The following is a 22,434-nucleotide window of genomic DNA, read 5'->3' as shown; positions in this document are numbered from 1 at the left end:
GGCCTGTGACGGGCCGCCGCGCCGGCGGGGGGGATCGATGATGGTGCTGCTCGAGGACATGGTCGTCCGTCGCGGCAGGTTCGAGCTCGGACCGGTGAGCACTCGCTTCGACGTGGGTGTGACGGCGCTGTTGGGCGCGAACGGTGCGGGGAAGTCGACGCTCATGGGCGCGGTGGTGGGCGTGCTCGCACCGACTCGCGGACGGGTGGAGATCGAACGCTCCGGTGGTCGGCCGATGCCGCCCGGCTACCTGCCTCAGGATTTCGATGCGCCGCGCCGGGTGCGTGTCACGGACTACCTACGGTTCGTGGCGTGGTGCCGGAGCAGCAGGCGGACTCCGATCACGGACCACGAGATCAGCGAGGCGCTCCGGGCGGTCGGTCTCGAAGACCGTGCCGGTTGGCGGTTCGGAGCGCTCTCGGGTGGCATGCGTCGTCGAGTGGGGGTCGCACAGGCGCTGATCGGCTCGGCAGGCGTGGTGGTGCTGGACGAACCCACGGTGGGACTCGACCCGGTGCAGCGCACCGAGCTGCGAGAGCTGATCGCGACGCTCGGACGAGAACACGCGGTCCTGGTGTCGACCCATCTCGCCGAGGACGTCGCAGCGGTAGCGGAGCGGGTCCTGATACTTGCCGACGGCTCCGACGCGTTCCAAGGGAGCGTAGACGAGCTCGCCGAGCGCGGAGGCGGGACGGCTGTGTCCTCCGAATCCGTGGAACGAGGCTTCCTGTCAGTCGTCCGAGACAGGGTGTCGGCGTGAGCGTCTTCGCGGGCCAGGCGACGACTCCTGGCTCGGTTCGGCAGATTCCGGGCTCGCGGGCGAGCCCGCACCCGGCCCCGGCCGCGCGGACCGCCGACGCGGTGTGGTTCGTCGCCCGCCACGGTGTCCTGCCCTGGGTCATGCTGATCGTCACCGTGGTGTGCGCAGCAGTGCTGGGAATGCGCGGTGCTCCGTGGCGTGGGGACCTGTTGTGGATCGTCGACTGGCTTCCCATCGGTCACCTCGCCATCGCGCCGGTGGTGGCCGGTGGCGCAGCGATCGACATTGCCCGTCTGAGCGTGGGCACGCGGCACCTCGAGGACATCCGCTGGTGGCGGTCTCCGGGATCAGTGATCACGCTCGCGTACGCGACCGGAGTCGGTGGGACGTACGTGACGGCGATGCTCGTCGCAGCAGTGATCGACCTGCCGCCGAGGCTCGACCCACGGGCACTGCTGGGGGTAGGGGTTCAGCTACTCATGCTGGCGTTGTTCGCGGCGCTGGGCACGCTCGTCGGCCGGGTGCTCGGACCCGTTCTCGGTGGGGTCCTCGCCGCGATCCTCGCGCTGACCGCCATCTACCTGTTGTCGGCGCGGACCGAGCACATCGCTCTCCTGTACGCGGGCGCCTCGGTCGTGTCACGCGTCGGACGCAGCTATGACGTCGCGTACCTCGGCAGCCAGGCCGGGCTCCTGTCGGGACTGGTGGTGGCACTGGTGCTGATGCGCCCCGGGGTCGTTCGTGGACGCTGGCGTCGAGCGGGGGAGCGCTCGGTCGCTGCGATCGCGGTCGGGGCGGTCGTGGTCGCGGCGTTCGTCGGACCCAGCAGCAGGCTGACCCATACGGACACGCCACCGGACCTCTGCTCCGACGTCGTGGGCGTCAAGGTGTGTCTCTACGCCGAGCACGCGCGCCTGCAGGGCGAGGTCGCCGCGCAGCTGTCTCGGATCTTCGACGGCGCGCGCGCCGCCGGGTACGACGACCTCGTGCCCCGGGAGGTGCGAGAGGTCCCGAGCAGCGGCGTCACGTCGTGGAAGGGACCTCAGATCCTGCTCGACGGGCCGCTGGGTGGCGGGGCTGTGGACGTCGAGACGCTCGTCCAGGACGTCGTCATCCCTTATCACTGCATGGACGGGAGCGGTGAGACGTCGGACTACGAGCGGTTCGCCGCCGACGCGCTGGCGCTCCAGAGCACGTGGCTCGCGCTCATCGAGTCGGAGCAGCCCTCGGTGTCCGGACCCGCTGGCCCGCGGCTGACGCCGCAGGACGCAGCTCGAGTCATGGCGGACCTCCGCGCGTGCGGGGAGTCCTCCCGATGAGCGCCGCGACACTCGCCGAACGGCCTCAGGAGGTTCCGACCGACGACGAGCGTGCCAGGCGTCGACCGCCGGGACGACTCTCAGTCCCGGTCTGGTTCGTGATGCGCAACGGGGTGCTCCCCTGGGCGATGCTCATCGTCGCTGGGGTGAACGCGAGCGTGCTTGCGATGCGGGGCGCCCCATGGCGTGCGGATCTGCTGTGGATCATCGACTGGATCCCGATCGGCCACGTCGCGGTGGCACCGGTCGTCGCCGGTGCTGCTGCGATCGACTTGGCCCGGTTGTCGGTCGGCACGCGTCATCTCGAGGACCACAGGTGGTGGCGCTCACCGGCTGCGGCCGTGACATGGGCATACGCGGTCGGCGTCGGCGGGACGAACGTGGCGGCGATCGTCGTCGCGGCGCTCGTCGAGGTGCCCCCGTCCGTGGACCCGCGGGCGCTCCTCGGGGTGGGCGTCCACCTGCTGATGCTGACGTTGTTCGCTGCCCTGGGCGCGTTGGTGGGGAGGGCGCTGGGACCGATCCTGGGTGGCGTCCTCGCGGCGGTCATCGCGCTGGTCGGCGTGTCCATGTTCTCCGCGCGGACCGAGCACATCTCGTTGCTGTACGCCGGCGCCTCGCTCAACCCGCGTGTGGGGCGTTCGTACAGTGTCGTCTACCTCGGCAGTCAGGTCGTCATGCTCTCCCTGCTGATCCTGGCGTGCCTGATGATGCGTCGGGGTGTGGCCAGGAGCGGGTGGCGGAGGGTCGGTGAGGGCGCGGTCGCCGTCGTGGCCGTCGGTCTCGTCGTCGTCGCGGGCTCGGTCGGACCGAGCAGCCGCCTGGTCTACACGGGGAAGCCCCCGTCGCTGTGCGAGGACGTCTCGGGCGTCCCGGTCTGCATGTACCCCGAGCATGCGCGCGTACAGGCTGAGGTCAACACGCAGCTCGCCCGGATGTTCGAGGCTGCGCGGCAGGCGGGGTACCACTCGCTCGTGCCACGCGAGGTGCGTGAGGTGACCGGTGGTGAGATCGAGTGGCACGGGGCGTCGCTGCTCCTCGACGAACCGCTCATCGGTGAGCCCGTTACACCGCGCAGTCTTGTCCTGGATCTCGTCGACCCGTGGTACTGCGACGAACGAGGCGGCGAAGTGCCGACCTCGGACGCCTTCTCGGCCGAGTCGCACAACGTGGAGAGCACGTGGCTCGAGCTCGTCGACCCCTCGCTCGTGGCCGAGCAGGCGCCGTACAGGAGCCTGGATTCCGACGAGGTGGATCGACTGATGAGGGAGTTCCGGACGTGCACGTATCCGTTCCGATGACGGCCGCGAGCAGCGCTGTCCGCCCGCTGCGGTTGGTGCGGGCGGTGCTTGCGTCGACCGGGTGGTACTCGACCGTGCCGGTGCTTGGGCTCGCGGTCGTGCTGACCGTGGCGTTCCCGGATGGGCGGATCTCGCACTTCGGGCCGCTCGAGCTCAACCCGCAGCTGCGGGTGCTCGTCGCCGTGCCGTTGCTCATGGCGGTGGCCGTCGGGATCTCGCAGGGGATCGCTCCGACCCCGATCGTGTTCCGCAACGGGCGGGTCCTCGCGGTGCGGGCGGCGTGCTACGCGCTGACGTTGGTGCTGAGCTGGGGGATCGTGCTGCTCGGGTCGCGGCTCGGCACGGGACTGCCGTTGGCGGCGTGCCTGCGCAACCTGCTGCTGCTGAGCGGGATCTGCGCGGCGGTCGGTGCGCTCGCCGGACCGGTGTACGTGTTCATCCCCGCGGTCGTGGCGCTCGCGGCGGCGATGGTCACGCCGGGTGAGAGCTCGGAGTGGGCGCCGTGGTCGATGTCGTTCCGCGAGACCGCGTCGACCGAGCAGCTCGTCGTCGCGGCGGTCGTCGCGGTGGTCGGCTTGGCGCTCGCCGTCGGGGACCCGCGCAGCCCCGGCTACCTCCGGCGCGCTCGTCGCTGAGGGCAGACGAGCGTCAGGGGGCGGCGGTCGTCTGGCGGGGACCGAGGACCGTGAGGAGGGCGAGCTTGTCGGCGTCGGGGGTGCCGGGACTCGCGGTGAAGACGAGCAGGCGCTGACCGGTGTCGGTGTCGAGGAGGGTCTGGCAGTCGAGGGTCAGCACGCCGAGGTCGGGGTGCTGCATGCGCTTGGTGCGGCTGCGCTTGTCGGCGACCTCGTGGCGGGCCCACATCGTCGCGAACTCCTCGCTGCGGGGGAGCAGCGCGTCGACCAGGCGCGCGGCCCGGGACCCTGCGCCGCCGCGTGCGTAGGCGGCGCGGAGCTCGGCGACGAACGTCGCGGCGCGCTCGTCGTGGTCCTCGGCCGGGTAGACGTCGCGTGACGCGGGGTCGGTGAACCAGCGGAACGGGGTGGAGCGCTCGAGCCCGGTGTAGTGGGTCTGGTCGCCGAGCAGCGCCATCGCGGCGGGTGTCTGCACCAGGGTCTCGCCGGTCTCGGTGACCACCATCGCGGGGGTGTCCTGCAGCCGGTCGAGGATGCGCTGCACGGCCGGGGCGACGTGGTCGGCGCGGCTCGCGCGGTCCGGTGCGTGGTGGCCTGCGAGGCGGAAGAGGTGGTCGCGCTCCGCGAGCGTGAGGTGCAGACCTCGGGCGATCGCGGCGAGCATCGGCTCGGACGGCTGCGGTCCACGGCCCTGCTCGAGCCGTCCGTAGTAGTCGGCGGACATGCCGCACAGCGCGGCGACCTCCTCGCGGCGCAGCCCGGCGGTGCGGCGCCGCGGTCCGCGGGGCAGGCCCACGTCCTCGGGCTGCAGCGCGGTGCGTCGTGCGCGCAGGAAGTCGGCGAGCTGGGGTCGATCCATGCGTGCATCGTCGCGCGGACCACGAGCGGCAGCCAGGGATCGCCGGTCCCTGGATGACCTCGGCCTGGATGCGCCGCGTGCCGCGCCGCACGGTGGGGAGGCACCCGGATCCGGGGCGCCACCACCAGGGAAGGAACGCACATGACTCGCACCGCACTCGTCACGGGTGGTTCACGCGGGCTCGGCCGCGCGACCGCGCTCGCGCTCGCGGCCGACGGCACGGACGTCGTCGTGACGTACGTGCACGGCGCCGCCGCGGCCGACGAGGTCGTCGCGAAGATCCACGCGGCCGGTGGCCGGGCCGCCGCGCTCGCGCTCGACACGTCCGCGCCGGAGACGTTCGCCGCGTTCGTCGACGCGCTGCGCGGCGTGCTCGCCGGGTGGGGCGCGCCGGGGCTGCACGTGCTCGTCAACAACGCCGGCGTCGCCGCGCACACCCCGCTCGGCGGGACCACGGCCGCGGCGGTCGACGAGCTCTACGCGATCCACGTGCGCGGGCCTGTGCTGCTCACGCAGGAGGTCGCGCCGCTGCTCGCCGACGGTGGGCACGTGCTCAACGTGTCGATCGGGCTGACGCGCTTCGTCGGCGCACCCGGCTACAGCGTTTACGCGGCGATGAAGGGCGCGGTCGAGGTGTGGACCCGGTACCTCGCCAAGGAGCTCGGTCCGCGGCGCATCGCGGTCAACGCGATCGCCCCGGGCGCGACGGCCACGGACTTCGGCGGTGGCGTCATCCGCGACGACGAGCGGTACCGCGCGATGATCGCGGGCGGGAGCGCGATGGGCCGGGTCGGGGAGCCCGACGACATCGGTCGCGCTGCCGCGGCGATCGTCTCGTCGTCGCTGTCCTGGGTCACGGGCCAGCGCATCGAGGCCTCGGGCGGCCAGCTCCTCTGACCGACGCCCGGCCACGACGACCCCGCGGTTGCTCCGGCCAAGAGGAGCCGAAGCCGGAGCAACCACGGGCTCGTCGTCGGGCAGACCGACGACCCGGCGGTTGCTCCGGGAATGGGGGCTGGAAGCCGGAGCAACCGCGGGGTCGCGGTGTGGGGACGGGACGGGGTCGGGCTGGTCAGTGCGGCGTGACCAGGTGCTGGGTGTAGGCGGGGACCGTCAGGAACGTCGGGAAGTCCTCGGCCAGCGCGACCTGTTCGAACAGCGCGGCCGCGTCGTCGAACCGGTCGTCCGACGAGCGAGGCAGCTGCGCCAGGACCGACGCGAGCACCGACCGGACGTGGTCCGCGGTGATGCGCGTGCCGGACGCGGTCATCACCTCCTGGTGGACCCACTGCCAGACCTGCGACCGGGAGATCTCGGCGGTGGCCGCGTCCTCCATGAGGTTGTCGATCGCCGCGGCGCCGACGCCCCGCAGCCACGACTCGAGGTAGCGCACGGCCACGGACACGTTGCCGCGCAGGCCCTCGTCGGTCACCGCGCCGGGCGACGCGCCACCCGCGGACGGGATGTCGAGCAGCTGGGCCGCGGTGACGTGCACGTCCTCGCGCAGGCGGTGCCGCTGGTCGACCCGGTCGCCGAGCGCCTCGTCGAACACCTCGCGCGCCACGGGCACCAGGTCGGGGTGCGCGACCCACGTGCCGTCGAACCCCTGGCCGGCCTCGCGCTGCTTGTCGGCGCGGACCTGCTCGAGGGCGCGCGCGGTGACCTCGGGCGAGCGCCGGTTGGGGATGAACGCGCTCATCCCGCCGATCGCCTGCGCCCCGCGCCGGTGGCACGTGGCCACGAGCAGCTCGGTGTACGCGTGCATGAACGGCACGGTCATGGTGACGCGTGACCGGTCGGGCAGGACGAACCGCGGGCCGCGGTTCCGGAAGCTCTTGATGACGCTGAAGATGTAGTCCCAGCGCCCGGCGTTGAGGCCCGCGCAGTGGTCGCGCAGCTCGTAGAGGATCTCCTCCATCTCGAACGCGGCGGTGATGGTCTCGATGAGCACGGTCGCGCGGATCGTGCCGTGGCGCAGGCCCAGGTACGTCTCGGTGAACCGGAACACCTCGTCCCACAGCCGCGCCTCGAGGTGACCTTCGAGCTTCGGCAGGTACAGGTACGGGCCGCGGCCGGCGTCGATCAGCGCCTGCGCGTTGTGGAACAGGTAGAGCCCGGCGTCGACGAGCGAGGCGGACGACGACGAGCGCATGCCGGCCCGGTCGACGTAGGCGACGTGCTTCTCGGTGAGGTGCCACCCGCGGGGGCGGAACACGATCGTCGGGGTCTGCTCGCCGACGCGGTACTCCTTGCCCTCGGGCGAGGTGAAGTCGACCTGCCCACGGATCGCGTCGAACAGGTTGAGCTGTCCGCCGACGACGTTGGACCACGTGGGGCTCATGGCGTCCTCGTGGTCCGCGAGCCAGACCTTCGCGCCGGAGTTGAGGGCGTTGACGGTCATCTTGCGGTCGGTGGGACCGGTGATCTCGACGCGTCGGTCCTCGAGGCCCGGGCCGGGGCCGGCGACGCGCCACGTCGGGTCGGCGCGGATGCCGGCGGTCAGCGGCAGGAAGCCGGGGTCGGCGCCGTTGGACCAGCGGTCGCGGCGGTGCTGGCGCGCGAGCAGCAGGTCGTGGCGGCGGCCGGCGAACCGGGCGTGCAGGTCGGTGAGGAAGTCGAGCGCCTCGGGCGTGAGGATCTCGTCGGTGCCGGTGGTGCGAGGTCCGGTGACCTCGAGATGCGGGCGGGACAGGGGGTCGGTCAGCAGCGCGCGGCTGGCCAGGGGCGTGATCACGGTCATGGCGGTCTCCGAGGGTGAGGCAGGTGGGACGACGGGGTGCGCGCGGGGCCCGGGGTGGCGCGGCGGTGCGCCGGTGGCCGGGTGGGGCCGGTCCGGGCCCCGCGCGGGTCGTCGGCGGGGTCAGTGCGTGAACTGGGCCGCCTCGGTGGACCCGGCCAGCGCGAGGGTGGCGCTGTCGGGGGTGATCGCGGTCGCGACGCGGTCGAAGTAGCCGGTACCGACCTCGCGCTGGTGGCGCGTGGCGGTGTAACCGTCGACCTCGGACGCGAACTCGGCCTCCTGCAGCTCGACGTACGCGCTCATGCCGCGCTCCGCGTAGCCGCGGGCGAGCGTGAACATCGAGTGGTTGAGGGCGTGGAAGCCGGCGAGGGTGATGAACTGGAACGCGTACCCGTGGCCGGCGAGCTCGCGCTGGAACCGCGCGATGTCGTCGTCGGACAGGTGCTGACGCCAGTTGAACGACGGCGAGCAGTTGTACGCGAGCAGCTTGCCGGGGTAGGCGTCGTGGATCCGCTCGGCGAACTCGATCGCGAGCCCGATGTCGGGCGTCGACGTCTCGACCCACAGCAGGTCGGCGTACGGCGCGTACGCCTTCTGGCGCGCGACGACCGCGTCGAGGCCCGGGCGGACCCGGTGGTAGCCCTCGGCGGTGCGCTCCCCGGTGAGGAACTCGTGGTCGCGCTCGTCGGCGTCGCTGGTGAGCAGGTCCGCGCCGAGCGCGTCGGTGCGGGCGACGAGGACGGACGGGACCCCGGCGACGTCCGCGGCGAGCCGCGCGGCGCTGAGCGTGCGCACGTGCTGGTTCGTCGGGACGAGGACCTTGCCGCCCAGGTGGCCGCACTTCTTCTCGGCGGCGAGCTGGTCCTCCCAGTGCACGCCTGCGGCGCCGGCGGCGATCATCGCGTGCATGAGCTCGTACGCGTTGAGCGGTCCGCCGAACCCGGCCTCGGCGTCCGCGACGATCGGGGCGAGCCACTCGCGGGTGCGGCGACCGTGCTCCTGGACGTCGATCTGGTCGGCGCGCAGGAGTGCGTTGTTGATGCGCCGGACCACCGCGGGCACGGAGTTGACGGGGTAGAGGGACTGGTCGGGGTAGGTCTGCCCGGACAGGTTCGCGTCGGCGGCGACCTGCCAGCCGGACAGGTAGATGGCCTCGAGCCCTGCCTTGACCTGCTGGACGGCCTGGTTGCCGGTGAGCGCACCGAGGGCGGGGACGTGGGTGCGTGTGTGCAGCAGCTCCCACAGGCGCTCGGCGCCGCGGCGGGCGAGCGTGTGCTCCTCACGGACGGACCCGCGCAGCGCGACGACGTCGGCCGCCGTGTGGGTGCGGCGGATGCCGGCCCACCGCGGGTCGAGCTGCCAGGCGGCCTCGAGCTGCTCGGCGGTGGTCGTCTGGTCACCGGGGCGGTGGCCCGCCGTGCCCGTGGGGGCGACGGTCGGGTCCGTCTGCGTGGTCATGGCTCCTCCGGGGGTCCGTCGGTTCTTCCGGCCGGGCTGGCCGTGGACACCACGTTGGGGCATGGGCAAGGGTTCTTCACCGGCTGATGGACGAGAAGATCAGTGAAACTTCTGCGTGACAGAATCCGCGCCGGGTGTGACGCTGGTCACGTGACGACGACAGCACCGCACCGCCCGAGCGCACCCACGCGCACCTCCCCGCGCACCTCCCCGCGTGCCGACGAGCGCGCCGACGTGTCCGCCGGCTCGGGCGGCATCGACACGCTCGTCCTCGGACGCCGCATCCGGCACCTGCGCACGCAGCGCGGCATGACCCTCGAGGACCTCGGCAGCGCGGTCGGGCGCGCGCCCTCGCAGGTGTCCATGCTCGAGAACGGGCACCGCGAGCCGCGCCTGAGCCTGCTGGGCCAGATCGCGGAGGCGCTCGGCGTCCCGCTCGCCGAGCTCCTGCGTACCGAGGCGCCGAGCCGCCGTGCCGCGCTCGAGGTCGAGCTCGAGCGCGCGCAGCGCGGGCCGCTGTTCGCGCAGCTCGGCCTGCCCACGGTCAAGGTCGCGAAGTCGCTGCCGACCGACGCGCTCGAGGCCCTCGTCGCGATGCAGCACGAGGTGGAGCGGCTGCTCACCGAGCACGCGGCGACGCCGGAGGAGGCGCGCCGGGCGAACGCCGAGCTGCGCGCGCAGATGCGCGAGCGCGACAACTACTTCCCCGAGCTCGAGGAGCACGCGCGCACGCTGCTGACCGCGATCGGGCACGACGGCGGCCCGCTGTCGCAGCGCGCGACGTCCGACATCGCTGCGCACCTGGGCTTCACGCTGCACCACGTGCCGGACCTGCCCCGCTCGGTGCGCTCGGTGACCGACCACGCGCACGGCCGGATCTACCTGCCGCAGATCGGCGGCGGCTTCTCGGACTCGCGCTCGCCGGTGCTCCAGGCGCTCGGCAGCCACGTGCTGGGCCACACCGAGCCGCGCGACTACCGCGACTTCCTGCGCCAACGCGTCGAGGCGAACTACCTGGCCGCGGCCCTCATGCTCCCGGAGGACGGTGCGGTGCGGTTCCTCGCGGCGGCGAAGGACGAGCGCCGCCTGTCGGTCGAGGACCTGCGCGACGCGTTCGCGGTGCCCTACGAGACCGCCGCGCACCGCTTCACGAACCTCGCGACGCGGCACCTGGGCCTGCCGGTGCACTTCATGAAGGTCCACGAGGGCGGCACGCTGCACAAGGCGTACGAGAACGACGGCGTCGCGTTCCCGTCGGACCCGCTCGGTGCGATCGAGGGCCAGCCGGTGTGCCGGCAGTGGACCGCGCGGACCGTGTTCACGTGCGAGGACCGGTTCTCGCCGTACTACCAGTACACGGACACCTCGTCGGGCACCTACTGGTGCACGTCGCGCGTGCAGCCGTCGTCGCAGGGCGCGTTCTCGGTCTCGGTGGGGGTGCCGTTCGCGCACGTGCGGTGGTTCCGCGGCCGCGAGACGACCCTGCGCTCGTCGTCGACGTGCCCCGACCCGTCGTGCTGCCGCACACCCCCCGAGCCGCTCGCGCAGCGCTGGGAGGGCGCGGCGTGGCCGTCGGCGCGACCGCACGCGTCGCTGCTCGCGGCGCTGCCCGTGGGCGTGTTCCCGGGCGTCGACACGACCGAGGTCTACGAGTTCCTCGAGCGCCACGCGCCCGCCTGACGCGCGTGGTCCAGCCGGGGTCAGGGCTGGGACAGGCGGTGGCGGAGGGCTGCCAGCTGGGTGCGCAGCGGGGCCGGGAGGCGGTCGCCGAACTGCGCGAAGAAGACCTCGGTCAGCTCCGCCTCGGCGAGCCACGCCTGCGGGTCGACCGCGAACAGCTCGGCCACCTGCTCGTCCGTCAGGTCCAGGCCGTCGAGGTCGAGCGCACCCGGTGCGGGCCGCAGCCCGACCGGACCGGCCACGGCGCCCTCGTCGGACCCGGCCCGTGCGGCGTCGACCTGGCCGACGATCCACGCGAGCACCCGGGAGTTCTCGCCGAACCCGGGCCACAGCCACGAGCCGTCCGCGGCCTTGCGGAACCAGTTGACGCCGAACAGCAGCGGGCGCCCTTGCTCGGACAGTCCGGCGCCGACGGACAGCCAGTGCCCCCAGTGGTCGGCCATGTCGTAGCCGCAGAACGGGAGCATCGCGAACGGGTCGCGGCGCAGCGTGCCCACGGTGCCCTCGGCGGCGGCGGTCTGCTCCGACGCGACGGTCGCGCCCAGGAACACCCCGTGCTGCCAGTCGAACGCCCGGGTCACGAGCGGCACGTTCGTCGCGCGGCGACCGCCGAACACGATCGCGTCGACCGGCACGCCGGCGGGGTCCTGCCACGTGTCGGCGATGCTCGGGCACTGCGCGGCGGCCACGGTGAACCGCGAGTTCGGGTGCGCGGCGGGGCGGCCCGAGTCCGGGGTCCACGACCGGCCGGTCCAGTCGGTGAGGTGCGCGGGCGGCTCGGGGGTCAGGCCCTCCCACCACACGTCGCCGTCGTCGGTCAGGGCGACGTTGGTGAAGATGACGTCCCGCTCGAGCATCCGCACCGCGGTGGGGTTGGTCTCGACGCCCGTGCCGGGCGCGACGCCGAAGAAGCCGGCCTCGGGGTTGATGGCGTACAGCCGGCCGTCGTCGCCCGGGCGCAGCCACGCGATGTCGTCGCCGAGCGTCTCGACCCGCCACCCGGGCAGGGTGGGCTGGAGCATCGCGAAGTTCGTCTTGCCGCACGCCGAGGGGAACGCGGCGGCCACGTGGTACCGCTTGCCCTCGGGGGAGGTGACGCGCACGAGCAGCATGTGCTCGGCGAGCCAGCCCTCGTCGCGCCCGATCACGGACGCGATGCGCAGCGCGAAGCACTTCTTGCCGAGCAGCGCGTTGCCGCCGTACCCGGACCCGAACGACCAGATCTCGCGCGACTCGGGGAAGTGCGCGACGTACTTGCGCGGGTTGCACGGCCACGGGACGTCCGCGACGCGCGTGCCGTCCGACGAGACGAGCGGGGCACCGACGCTGTGCACGGCCGGGACCCAGGCGGCGCCCGCACGAATGCGGTCGACGACGTCGCCGGTCACCCGCGTCATGACGCCCATGCTGACGACGACGTACGGCGAGTCGGTGAGCTGCACGCCGAACCGGGCGAGCGGGCTGTCGACCGGACCCATCGAGAACGGGACGACGTAGAGCGTGCGGCCGCGCATGGCGCCGGCGAACACGCCCGCGAGCTCGGCGCGCATGAGCGCGGGTTCGCGCCAGTTGTTGGTGGGGCCCGCGTCGGCGGCGTCCTCGCTGCAGATGAACGTGCGGGACTCGACGCGCGCGACGTCGTCGGGGTCGGACCGCGCCAGGTAGGAGCCGGGGCGGCGCTCGGGGTCGAGGGCGGTCAGCGTGCCGGAGTCGACCATCTGCGCGAGCAGCCCTTCGCGCTCGGCGGCGGAGCCGTCGCACCACACGACCGCGTCGGGCTCCGTGAGCCGGGCGACGGCGTCCACCCAGGCGAGCAGCGAGAGCGGGCGGTGGGCGTCGACGGTCGGCAGCCGGGGGATGCGGACGGACGTGGCGGTCATGGACGGCTCCTGTGCGAGTCCGGGCGGGTGGTCCTGCCTCTCGATCGTCTGTCAATCTGGACGTGCGCTGCCAACTCGAACCGCCGTCAAGTTTCGGCGTTCTTGACGTATCGTGAGGTCCGTGCCTTCCGACGACGTGCTCACGACCGGCCGCCGCATCCGGCACCTGCGCACCGCGCGGGGCCTGACCCTCGACGCGCTCGGCGCGCGGGTGGGCGTCACCGCGAGCATGCTCTCGCTCGTCGAGAACGGGCGGCGCGAGCCTCGCCTGTCGCTGCTGCGCGACCTCGCCGCGACGCTCGGCGTCACCGTCAACGACCTCGTCGACCCCGAGCCGCCCACGCGCCGGGCCGCCCTGGAGATCGAGCTCGACAGGGCGCAGCGCACGCCCTCGTTCCAGCGCCTCGGGCTGCCGCAGGTCCGCCCGGGCCGCACGCTGCCCACCCCGGTGCTCGAGCAGCTCGTCGGCCTGCACGCCGAGCTCGCGCGGCGCGACCGTGAGGCCGTCGCCACGCCCGAGGAGGCCCGCCGCGCCAACACCGCGCTGCGCCTCGCGCGCCAGGAGCGCGACAACCACTTCCCCGAGCTCGAGGTCGTCGCCGAGCGCATGGTCCGCGACGCCGGCTACACCTCGGGGCCGCTCACGCACCGCACCGTGTGGCGCATGGCCGAGCGGCTCGGCTTCGAGATCCGCCACGTCGACGACCTGCCGCGCTCCACCCGCACGGTCACCGACCTGGCGAACGGGCGCATCTACCTGCCACCCGCCTCGACCCCCGGCGGGCACGGCCTGCGGTCGCTCGCGCTGCAGGCCATGGCCCACCGCGTGCTCGACCACGACCGGCCCGCCACGTACGAGGAGTTCCTCCGCCAGCGCATGGAGATCACGTACTTCGCGTCGTCGTGCCTCATGCCGCAGTCCGCGTCGGTCGAGTTCCTCGCGGCCCGCAAGCGTTCGCGCGAGCTCGCGATCGAGGACTTCCGGGACGCGTTCGGGGTGACGCACGAGGCCGCCGCGCAGCGCTTCACGTCGCTCGCCACCCACCACCTCGACATCCGCGTGCACTTCCTGCGCATCAACGAGGACGGCTCGATCTACCGCGCCTACGCGAACGACGGTCTGCCGCTGCCCGCGGACGTGACCGGCGCGATCGAGGGGCAGGTCGTGTGCCGGCGCTGGGGCGTGCGCGAGGCGCTGTCCCGCCGCGACCACGCGACCGAGTCGTACCAGTACACGGACACGCCCGTGGGCACGTTCTGGTGCTCCACGCAGCCCGGCGTCGCGCCCACCGGACGGTTCGCGCTCGCGGTGGGCGTGCCGTTCTCGGCCGCGCGGTGGTTCCGCGGGCGGGACACGCAGGTACGCCGCACGAGCACGTGCCCCGACGCCGCGTGCTGCCGCCGGCCCGACGAGGGGTCGGCCGCACGGTGGGAGCAGGCGTCCTGGCCGAGCGCGCGCATCCACCAGCACGTCTTCGCACCGCTGCCCGCCGGTCGGTTCCCCGGCGTGGACGCCGCGGAGATGTACGCGTTCCTCGACCGGCACGCGCCGTCGTCGGGCGGTGCCTGAACGCTGCGCCGGTGGGCCTACTATGGCGCCCGTCGACGAGGTCGTCGCGAGGACGCGGGAGGTCAGGTGCACACCAGCACGCCTACGAACCGGATGACGCGCGCGCGGGCGGTGCTGCTCGCGGGAGGCGCGGTGCTCGCCGCCGCCACCCTGGGGGCGTGCTCGGGCACGCCCGGCGCGGCCGCCGTGGTCGACGGGCACGTCATCACCGCGCAGGAGGTGCGGTCCGCGACGGACCAGCTCACCGAGCTCGGGCAGCAGTTCGACGTGCCGACCGTGCTGTCGATCCTCATCCAGGAGCCGACCATGACGCGGTTCGCGGCCGACGAGGGCGTGGCGGTGTCCGACGAGGACGCGGCCGGCCTGCTCGACCAGGTCTCGCAGTCCGTGGGCATCGACGTCGGCGAGTACAGCGACGCGACGCTCGCGATCGCGCGCTACTCGCTCGCGTCCGGCAACCTGCAGGACGCGGGCGACCTCGAGGCGCTCGGGCAGCAGGTGGCCGAGCGGCTCGACGCGCTGGACGTCGAGGTCAACCCCCGGTTCGGCACCCTCGGCGAGAGCGCGGCGGTCGAGGGTGCGTCCGCGCGGCCGTGGATCGTGACGCCCCGGGCGGACGCGCCCTGAGCCCGGCCCCGGCCGACCGGCCCCCGGCGGGCGGCACGACGAGCGCGCTGGACGAGCTCGTCGCCGTCATGGACCGGCTGCGCTCGCCGGGCGGGTGCCCGTGGGACGCGGAGCAGACGCACGCCTCGCTCGCGCCGTACGCGCTCGAGGAGGCGTACGAGCTCGTCGAGGCGATCGAGCACGACGACCGCGCGGGGCTGCGCGAGGAGCTGGGCGACCTGCTGCTGCAGGTCGTGTTCCACGCCCGCGTCGCGCAGGAGGACGCCGACGACCCGTTCGACGTGCAGGACGTGGCCGCGGACCTCGTCGCGAAGCTCGTCCGCCGGCACCCGCACGTGTTCACCGACGAGCAGTCCGCCCCCGACGACGAGGGGCGCCACGTCGCGTGGGACCGCATCAAGCGCGCCGAGAAGGACCGCGGGTCCGCGCTCGACGGCGTGCCGCTGGCGCTCGGTGCGCTGGCCCGCACGCAGAAGCTCGTCGCGCGTGCGGAGCGCGCGGGGCTCGCGGTCGACGCGCCCGCGGGCGACGACCTCGGCGCGCGGCTGTTCGCGCTCGTGCGTGAGGCGCGTGCGGCGGGCCTGGACGCCGAGGGCGAGCTGCGGCGGACGACGGCGGGCTGGGAGGACCGCGTGCGCGCCGCCGAATCGGGCTGACGGCGGCCGCGAGGGGTCGCGGATGTCCACGAGGGACCGTGGTCCCGTGGCAGGTCGCCGCACGTCGGTAGGGTCGGCGGCGAGCCGGTGAGACGGTCACCCGGCCACGATTCGGTCACCGTGCGTCCACCCCGCGTCAGGCGGGTGCGCGCAGGTCAGGAGGCGTTGCGTGACGACGATCGGTATCCCGCGGGAGGCGGCCGGGCAACGCCTGGTGGCCGCGACCCCGGCCACCGTGACGAAGCTCGTCGGGCTCGGGTACGACGTGCTCGTCGAGGCCGGTGCGGGCGAGGCGGCGACGTTCGCCGACGACGCGTACGCCGCCGCCGGGGCGCAGGTCGTCGACACGGCGCGCGCGTGGGGTGCCGACGTCGTCACCGCCGTGGACGCCCCGTCCGACGAGCGGGTCGCGCTGCTGCGCGAGGGAGCGGTCCTCGTCGCCCAGCTCCAGCCCGCGCAGCGGCCCGAGCTCGTCGCGACCCTCGCCGCCCGCGGCGTCACCGCGCTCGCGCTCGACGCCGTCCCGCGCATCTCCCGCGCGCAGGCGCTCGACGTGCTCTCGAGCATGGCGAACGTCGCCGGCTACCGCGCGGTCGTCGAGGCCGCGGGCGAGTTCGGCGGGATGTTCGCCGGGCAGGTCACGGCCGCGGGCAAGACCCCGCCGGCCAAGGTGTTCGTCATCGGTGCGGGCGTCGCGGGCCTCGCCGCGATCGGCACCGCCGACTCGCTCGGTGCGCAGGTGCGCGCGTTCGACGTGCGACCCGAGGTCGGGGAGCAGATCGAGTCGATGGGCGCGACGTTCGTGCGCGCCCCGGAGGCGCAGCAGGAGATCAGCGCCGACGGCTACGCGAAGCCGCTGACGCAGGAGCAGGCCGCCGCGGCGCTCGAGGTCTACGCGCGCGAGTGCGCCGACGCGGACATCGTCGTGACGACCGCGCTCGTGCGCGGCACCGCACCCACGACCATCACGGCCGCCGCCGTCGCGGGCATGCGGCCCGGCTCGGTCGTCGTCGACCTCGCCGCCACGGGCGGCGGCAACTGCGAGCTCACCGTGCCGGGCGAGCGCGTCGTGACCGACGGGGGCGTGGTCGTCCTCGGCTTCACGGACCTGCCCGGGCGCATGCCGCAGCACTCGTCGCAGCTGCTCGGCACGAACGTCGTGCACCTGATGCAGCTGCTCACGCCCGGCAAGGGCGGCGAGCTCGTGCTCGACCTCGAGGACCCGGTGCAGCGCGGCATGACGGTCGCGCACGCCGGCGACGTCACGTGGCCGCCGCCGCCCGTCGCGGTCTCGGCCGCGCCGCCACCGACGACCGGCCCGCCGCCGCCCAGCCCGCAGGAGGTCGCGGCGCGGCAGGCCGAGCAGGCGGAGCGTGCCAAGGTGCGCGCCCAGCGGCGCACGGTCGCGTACGCGCTCGGTGCCCTGCTGCTCACGCTCGGCATCTCGTACGCGCCGAGCGAGTTCCTCGCGCACTTCTCGGTGTTCGTGCTCGCGGTGTTCGTCGGGTACTACGTGATCTCGAACGTGTCGCACTCGCTGCACACGCCGCTCATGGCCCAGACCAACGCGATCTCCGGGATCATCCTCGTCGGCGCGCTCCTGCAGATCGGGTCCGACGACCCCGTGGTCACCGTGCTCGCGTGCGTCGCCGCCGCGGTCGCGTCCATCAACATCTTCGGCGGGTTCCTGGTCGCGAACCGGATGCTCCGCATGTTCCGACGGGGGGCCTGACATGACGCTCGTGTCGCTCACGAACGCCATCTACCTGCTCGCCGCGGTGCTGTTCGTGCTGTCGCTCGCCGGCCTGTCCAAGCAGGAGACGGCCCGACGCGGCAACGTGCTCGGGATGGTCGGCATGGGGCTGGCGCTGGCCGCCGTCGTCGCGCGCGCCCTGAACGAGTCCCAGCGGGCCGTCGGCGTGACCGCGCTGCTCATCGCGCTCGTGCTGGGCATCGGGGTGGTCGTCGGGACGTGGCGCGCGCGCCGCGTCGAGATGACGCAGATGCCCGAGCTGATCGCGATCCTGCACTCGTTCGTCGGCATCGCGGCCGTGCTCGTCGGCTACAACTCCTACCTGACCGGCACGCACGACGGCGTGCACCTCGTCGAGGTGTTCCTCGGCGTGCTCATCGGTGCCGTGACGTTCACCGGGTCGGTCGTCGCGTTCCTCAAGCTCTCGGCGCGGATGAAGAGCGCGCCGCTGACGCTGCCCGGCCGCAACCTGCTCAACCTCGCGGCCGTGCTCGTCTCGTGCGGCCTGCTGGCGTGGTTCCTCGCGGAGCCGTCCGTCTGGCCGCTCGCGCTGATGACGCTCATCGCGCTCGCGCTCGGCTGGCACCTCGTCGCGGCCATCGGCGGCGGCGACATGCCCGTCGTCGTGTCGATGCTCAACTCGTACTCCGGGTGGGCCGCCGCGGCCGCGGGCTTCATGCTCAGCAACGACCTGCTGATCGTCACCGGCGCCCTCGTCGGCGCGTCCGGTGCGATCCTGTCCTACATCATGTGCCGGGCCATGAACCGGTCGTTCGTCTCGGTGATCCTCGGCGGCTTCGGGGCCGAGGAGGGTGCCGCGGCGCCCGCCGGTGGCGGACCCGTCGGGGAGCACCACGAGATGTCCGCGGCGGACGTCGCCGAGGCCCTCGCGGGAGCGCGGTCCGTCGTCATCACGCCCGGCTACGGCATGGCGGTCGCCAAGGCGCAGTACCCGGTCGCGGACCTCGTCGAGAAGCTGCGCGCACGCGGGGTGGAGGTGCGCTTCGGCGTGCACCCCGTCGCGGGCCGCCTGCCCGGGCACATGAACGTGCTCCTCGCCGAGGCGAAGGTGCCGTACGACATCGTCCTCGAGATGGACGAGATCAACGGCGACTTCGACGAGACCGACGTCGTGCTCGTGATCGGCGCGAACGACACGGTCAACCCCGCGGCGCTCGACGACCCGTCGTCGCCCATCGCGGGCATGCCGGTGCTCGAGGTCTGGAACGCCAAGCAGGTCGTCGTGTTCAAGCGTTCGATGGCCACCGGGTACGCGGGCGTGCAGAACCCGCTGTTCTTCCGGGACAACACCGCGATGCTGTTCGGCGACGCGCGGGACCAGACCGAGAAGATCGTCGCGGCGCTCGCCGCAGGCTGACCGCGGCCACCGGGACGAAACGGTTCACCCGTCGTCCCGGGGTCCGAGCGGTCCCTAGCCTCCGGGCTGACCGGCGGACGGTGCCGTCGGCATGCCGTCAGGAGCGATGCGATGCCTCGCCGTGCCCTCGTCCACCTCGACCCCCGCGCCGGGACCCCGACGCGCCGGGCGACCGCGCTGCCCGTGAGCGGCCTCGCGGCGCTCGTCGTCGCGGCCCTCGTCGCCGTGCTCGCCCTCGTCGCGCAGTCCGCGACGCCGGCGCACGCGGCGACGACCGTCCTGCGGGCCGACTTCGAGGACGGCCTCGACGGCTGGACCGGCCGCGGCGACGCGACCGTCGCGCTGACCACGCAGGATGCGCGCGGCACGCAGAGCCTCCTCGCGACCGGGCGCACGCAGTCCTGGAACGGCGCGGTCGTCGACGTGACCGATACGTTCGAGCCGGGCGTGACGCACCAGGTGTCGCTGTGGCTGCGGCTGCCCGCGACGGGCAGCGGCTACGCGGACCTGCGGGTGTCCGCGCAGCGGGACGTCGACGGCACGTCGGCGTACGAGACGATCGCGACGGCCACGGGCGTCACGAGCGGCGCGTGGACGCACGTCAGCGCGAGCTACACCCCGGGGCTGTTCGACACCGCGTCGCTGTACGTGGAGTCCACCTCGTCCCTGACGGACTTCCTCGTCGACGACGTCACGGTCACGAGCGAGAAGGTGAGCCCCGACCTGTCGCTCCCGCAGATCGACGAGACGCTCGCGCCGTGGTTCACGTTCGGCCTCGCGGTCGAGCCGGCCGACGTGCTCGCGGGCCGCGGCGAGCTCGTCGCGCACCACGCCGCACAGATCACGCCGGGCAACCAGATGAAGCCCGACGCGATCCAGCCGACCGAGGGGACGTTCCGGTTCGGCCCCGCCGACCAGCTCGTCGACTTCGCGCTCGAGCACGGCCAGCGCGTCTACGGCCACACGCTGGTGTGGCACCAGCAGACGCCCGAGTGGTTCTTCCAGCGGGACGGCGCCGCGCTCACGACGAGCACCGCCGACCAGGCGCTGCTGCGCTCGCGGCTCAAGACGCACATCGAGGCCGTCGCGGACCACTACCGCACCACGTACGGCGAGTTCGGCACACCGGGCAACCCGATCTTCGCGTTCGACGTGGTCAACGAGGTCATCGACGAGAACCAGAGCGACGGCCTGCGCCGCAGCGAGTGGTACCGCATCCTCGGGCCGTCCTACATCGCCGACGCGTTCCGCTACGCGCGCGACGCGTTCGGTCCCGATGTGCTGCTGTTCATCAACGACTACAACAGCGAGTACCCGAACAAGCGCGCCCCCTACCTCGCGCTCGTGAAGTCCCTGCTCGCGCAGGGTGTGCCCGTCGACGGCGTGGGCCACCAGCTGCACGTCGAGGTCGGACGCTCGCTCGAGTACGTCGAGGGCACCATCGCCGCGTTCGAGGCGCTCCCGGTCCGGCAGGCCGTCACCGAGCTCGACGTCTCGACGTACCAGCACGGTGGCGAGTCGTGGACCACGCCGCCCGCGGACCGGCTGCGGCAGCAGGCGTACTACTACCGCGACCTGCTCGCGGTCCTCAAGAAGCACGCGTCGTCGTTCGAGTCCGTGACGATCTGGGGTGTCGACGACTCGCGCACGTGGCTGCGCGCGGGTGCCGCGCCGCTGCTGTTCGACGGGCAGCTCCAGGCGAAGGACGCGTTCTGGGGCGTGGTCGACCCGTCGCGGATCGGGACGACGAGCACCCCGACCCCCACGCCCACGCCGACCCCGACGCCCACGCCGACCCCGACGCCCACCTCGACGCCGACGCCCACCTCGACGCCGACGCCCACGCCGACCCCGACGCCCACGCCGACCCCGACGCCCCCGCCCGTGGGCGCCTGCACGGTCCGCTGGTCGGCCAGCGCGTGGAACACCGGCCTGACCGCGAACGTCCGGGTGACGAACACCGGCTCGACCGCGCTCGACGCGTGGACCCTCACGTTCACGTTCGGCGGGGGGCAGCAGGTCACGCAGGGCTGGAGCGCCCAGTGGTCGCAGAGCGGCACGCGCGTCACCGCGCAGAACGCCCCGTGGAACGGGCGGCTGGCACCCGGCGCGAGCGTCGAGATCGGGTTCAACGCGTCGCACCCGGGCACGCCCACGCCGGGCACGGCGTTCGCGCTCAACGGGTCCGCCTGCACGGCGGCGTAGCCGCGGCGGGGTGCGCCGGGAGCCGTGCGTAGGACATGCACACGCGTGTCCAGCGGACGGAGGTCCCGGCGCACCCGTCGTCGGACGCCACTAGGGTGAGGTCGTAAACCCACCTTGCACGGACCCCACCTGCATGTCGAAGGAGCTCCCATGGCCAGCATCGAGGCCGTCGGCGCCCGCGAGATCCTGGACTCGCGCGGCAACCCCACTGTCGAGGTCGAGGTCGCGCTCGACGACGGCACGATCGCCCGCGCGGCGGTCCCGTCCGGCGCGTCGACCGGCGCCTTCGAGGCCGTCGAGCGTCGTGACGGCGACAAGTCGCGCTACCTGGGCAAGGGCGTCGAGCAGGCCGTGAACGCGGTCATCGACGAGATCGCCCCCGAGATCATCGGGTTCGAGGCGAGCGAGCAGCGTCTCGTCGACGCCGCGCTCATCGAGCTCGACGGCACGCCCAACAAGGGCAAGCTCGGCGCGAACGCGATCCTGGGCGTCTCGCTCGCGGTCGCCAAGGCCGCGGCCGACTCGGCCGACCTGCCGCTGTTCCGCTACGTCGGCGGCCCCAACGCGCACGTCCTGCCCGTGCCGATGATGAACATCCTCAACGGTGGTTCGCACGCCGACTCGAACGTCGACATCCAGGAGTTCATGGTCGCCCCGATCGGCGCCACGACCTTCCGCGAGGCGCTGCGCACCGGCACCGAGGTCTACCACTCGCTGAAGTCCGTCCTGAAGGCCCAGGGCCTCAGCACGGGCCTGGGCGACGAGGGTGGCTTCGCGCCGAACCTGTCGAGCAACCGCGCGGCGCTCGACCTGATCCTCACCGCGATCGAGAAGGCCGGCTTCACGCCGGGCACCGACGTGGCGCTCGCGCTCGACGTCGCGTCGACCGAGTTCTTCAAGGACGGCGCGTACCAGTTCGAGGGTGGCGCCAAGACGCCCGCCGAGATGATCGCGTACTACGAGCAGCTCGTGACGGACTACCCGCTGGTGTCCATCGAGGACCCGCTGTCCGAGGACGAGTGGGACTCCTGGTCGCAGCTCGTCGCCGAGGTCGGTGGCCGCGTGCAGATCGTCGGCGACGACCTGTTCGTGACGAACCCGGAGCGTCTTGCCAAGGGCATCCAGCTCAAGTCGGCGAACTCGCTGCTGGTCAAGCTCAACCAGATCGGCACGCTCACCGAGACGCTCGACGCGGTGACGCTCGCGCAGCGCAACGGCTTCACGACGATGACCTCGCACCGCTCCGGCGAGACCGAGGACACGACGATCGCCGACCTGTCGGTCGCGACGAACGCCGGCCAGATCAAGACCGGTGCCCCCGCCCGTGGCGAGCGCATCAACAAGTACAACCAGCTGCTGCGCATCGAGGAGGAGCTGGACGACGCCGGTCGCTACGCCGGCCGCTCGGCCTTCCCGCGCTTCCAGGCCTGATCACCTCAGCCTGAACCGGTCGGTCACCACCGACCACCCGAGGCCGGTCGCCCCCAAGGGCGACCGGCCTCACCCATCCCCGCACCGCCCCACGCCCGCCCCAACCGCCCCGCACCACCCCGCGCCCGCCCCAACCGCCCCGCACCACCCCGCGCCCGCCCCAACCGCCACGCCGCCGCCCC

General features: G+C 73.1%; 17 protein-coding genes. 13 read left to right on the top strand and 4 right to left on the bottom strand.

Annotation, left to right across the window (positions count from 1 at the left end):
- Positions 1–40 precede the first annotated feature (40 nt).
- From CUD01_RS14200 to CUD01_RS14185, 4 genes are read left to right on the top strand one after another with little or no spacing between them, the layout of a single operon-like run.
- On the top strand, positions 41–760 hold the full coding sequence (locus CUD01_RS14200; RefSeq protein WP_243861192.1) for an ATP-binding cassette domain-containing protein: 720 nt from the start codon (positions 41–43) through the stop codon (positions 758–760).
- Entirely contained in the window at positions 757–2,079 is a 1,323-nt protein-coding gene (locus CUD01_RS14195) for a hypothetical protein (RefSeq protein WP_141322058.1), read from the top strand. The genes CUD01_RS14200 and CUD01_RS14195 overlap by 4 nt, the downstream gene beginning before the upstream one ends.
- Complete coding sequence (locus CUD01_RS14190; RefSeq protein WP_141322055.1) at positions 2,076–3,380, top strand: hypothetical protein; 1,305 nt, start codon at positions 2,076–2,078, stop codon at positions 3,378–3,380. Before CUD01_RS14195 ends, CUD01_RS14190 begins: the two co-directional genes overlap by 4 nt.
- A gap of 44 nt (positions 3,381–3,424) precedes the next feature.
- Positions 3,425–4,015 (top strand): hypothetical protein, encoded by a 591-nt coding sequence (locus CUD01_RS14185; protein ID WP_141322053.1) that lies wholly within the window; start codon positions 3,425–3,427, stop codon positions 4,013–4,015.
- A gap of 13 nt (positions 4,016–4,028) precedes the next feature.
- Here CUD01_RS14185 and CUD01_RS14180 read toward each other — a convergent pair whose 3' ends face one another.
- Positions 4,029–4,874, bottom strand: a complete 846-nt coding sequence (locus CUD01_RS14180) for a helix-turn-helix transcriptional regulator (RefSeq protein ID WP_141322050.1) — start codon at positions 4,872–4,874, stop codon at positions 4,029–4,031.
- A gap of 141 nt (positions 4,875–5,015) precedes the next feature.
- On the opposite strand from CUD01_RS14180, the gene CUD01_RS14175 reads away from it, so the two are divergent.
- Positions 5,016–5,771: an SDR family NAD(P)-dependent oxidoreductase gene (locus tag CUD01_RS14175; protein ID WP_141322047.1), complete on the top strand. Its 756-nt coding sequence runs from the start codon at positions 5,016–5,018 to the stop codon at positions 5,769–5,771.
- A 175-nt stretch (positions 5,772–5,946) separates the two neighbouring features.
- Here CUD01_RS14175 and aceB read toward each other — a convergent pair whose 3' ends face one another.
- Positions 5,947–7,614, bottom strand: coding sequence for a malate synthase A (gene aceB / locus CUD01_RS14170; RefSeq protein WP_141322044.1), 1,668 nt, complete (start codon positions 7,612–7,614; stop codon positions 5,947–5,949).
- A gap of 120 nt (positions 7,615–7,734) precedes the next feature.
- Positions 7,735–9,072 carry an isocitrate lyase gene (gene aceA, locus CUD01_RS14165; protein ID WP_141322041.1) on the bottom strand — a complete coding sequence of 446 codons (1,338 nt, stop codon included), beginning with the start codon at positions 9,070–9,072 and terminating at the stop codon, positions 7,735–7,737.
- Between the two features lie 150 nt (positions 9,073–9,222).
- Between aceA and CUD01_RS14160 the strand changes: the two genes are divergently transcribed.
- Positions 9,223–10,752: a helix-turn-helix domain-containing protein gene (locus tag CUD01_RS14160; protein ID WP_141322038.1), complete on the top strand. Its 1,530-nt coding sequence runs from the start codon at positions 9,223–9,225 to the stop codon at positions 10,750–10,752.
- Between the two features lie 20 nt (positions 10,753–10,772).
- On the opposite strand, the gene CUD01_RS14155 is transcribed toward CUD01_RS14160, so the two are convergent.
- On the bottom strand, positions 10,773–12,632 hold the full coding sequence (locus CUD01_RS14155; RefSeq protein WP_141322035.1) for a phosphoenolpyruvate carboxykinase (GTP): 1,860 nt from the start codon (positions 12,630–12,632) through the stop codon (positions 10,773–10,775).
- A gap of 112 nt (positions 12,633–12,744) precedes the next feature.
- Between CUD01_RS14155 and CUD01_RS14150 the strand changes: the two genes are divergently transcribed.
- The 7 genes from CUD01_RS14150 to eno all read left to right on the top strand — a co-directional run bounded on the left by CUD01_RS14150 (position 12,745) and on the right by eno (position 22,252).
- Positions 12,745–14,202 (top strand): helix-turn-helix domain-containing protein, encoded by a 1,458-nt coding sequence (locus tag CUD01_RS14150; protein WP_174773902.1) that lies wholly within the window; start codon positions 12,745–12,747, stop codon positions 14,200–14,202.
- 93 nt (positions 14,203–14,295) lie between these two features.
- Positions 14,296–14,829: a SurA N-terminal domain-containing protein gene (locus CUD01_RS14145; protein WP_141322029.1), complete on the top strand. Its 534-nt coding sequence runs from the start codon at positions 14,296–14,298 to the stop codon at positions 14,827–14,829.
- Positions 14,796–15,485 (top strand): nucleoside triphosphate pyrophosphohydrolase, encoded by a 690-nt coding sequence (locus tag CUD01_RS14140; protein ID WP_307722688.1) that lies wholly within the window; start codon positions 14,796–14,798, stop codon positions 15,483–15,485. The genes CUD01_RS14145 and CUD01_RS14140 overlap by 34 nt, the downstream gene beginning before the upstream one ends.
- Positions 15,486–15,654: 169 nt before the next feature.
- Positions 15,655–17,217 carry a Re/Si-specific NAD(P)(+) transhydrogenase subunit alpha gene (locus CUD01_RS14135; RefSeq protein ID WP_141322026.1) on the top strand — a complete coding sequence of 521 codons (1,563 nt, stop codon included), beginning with the start codon at positions 15,655–15,657 and terminating at the stop codon, positions 17,215–17,217.
- A 1-nt stretch (position 17,218) separates the two neighbouring features.
- On the top strand, positions 17,219–18,616 hold the full coding sequence (gene pntB / locus CUD01_RS14130; protein ID WP_141322023.1) for a Re/Si-specific NAD(P)(+) transhydrogenase subunit beta: 1,398 nt from the start codon (positions 17,219–17,221) through the stop codon (positions 18,614–18,616).
- 111 nt (positions 18,617–18,727) lie between these two features.
- Positions 18,728–20,821 carry an endo-1,4-beta-xylanase gene (locus CUD01_RS14125; protein WP_141322020.1) on the top strand — a complete coding sequence of 698 codons (2,094 nt, stop codon included), beginning with the start codon at positions 18,728–18,730 and terminating at the stop codon, positions 20,819–20,821.
- Between the two features lie 150 nt (positions 20,822–20,971).
- The gene (eno, locus tag CUD01_RS14120; RefSeq protein ID WP_094182004.1) at positions 20,972–22,252 is read left to right on the top strand and encodes a phosphopyruvate hydratase; all 1,281 of its coding nucleotides are present in this window, start codon (positions 20,972–20,974) and stop codon (positions 22,250–22,252) included.
- Positions 22,253–22,434: the final 182 nt, after the last annotated feature.

The organism is Cellulomonas uda (genome assembly GCF_006538705.1).
Taxonomy (GTDB): Bacteria; Actinomycetota; Actinomycetes; order Actinomycetales; family Cellulomonadaceae; genus Cellulomonas; species Cellulomonas uda.
The sequence above is the reverse complement of the archived record's forward strand: the minus strand, read 5'-3'. Positions and strand labels throughout refer to the sequence as shown.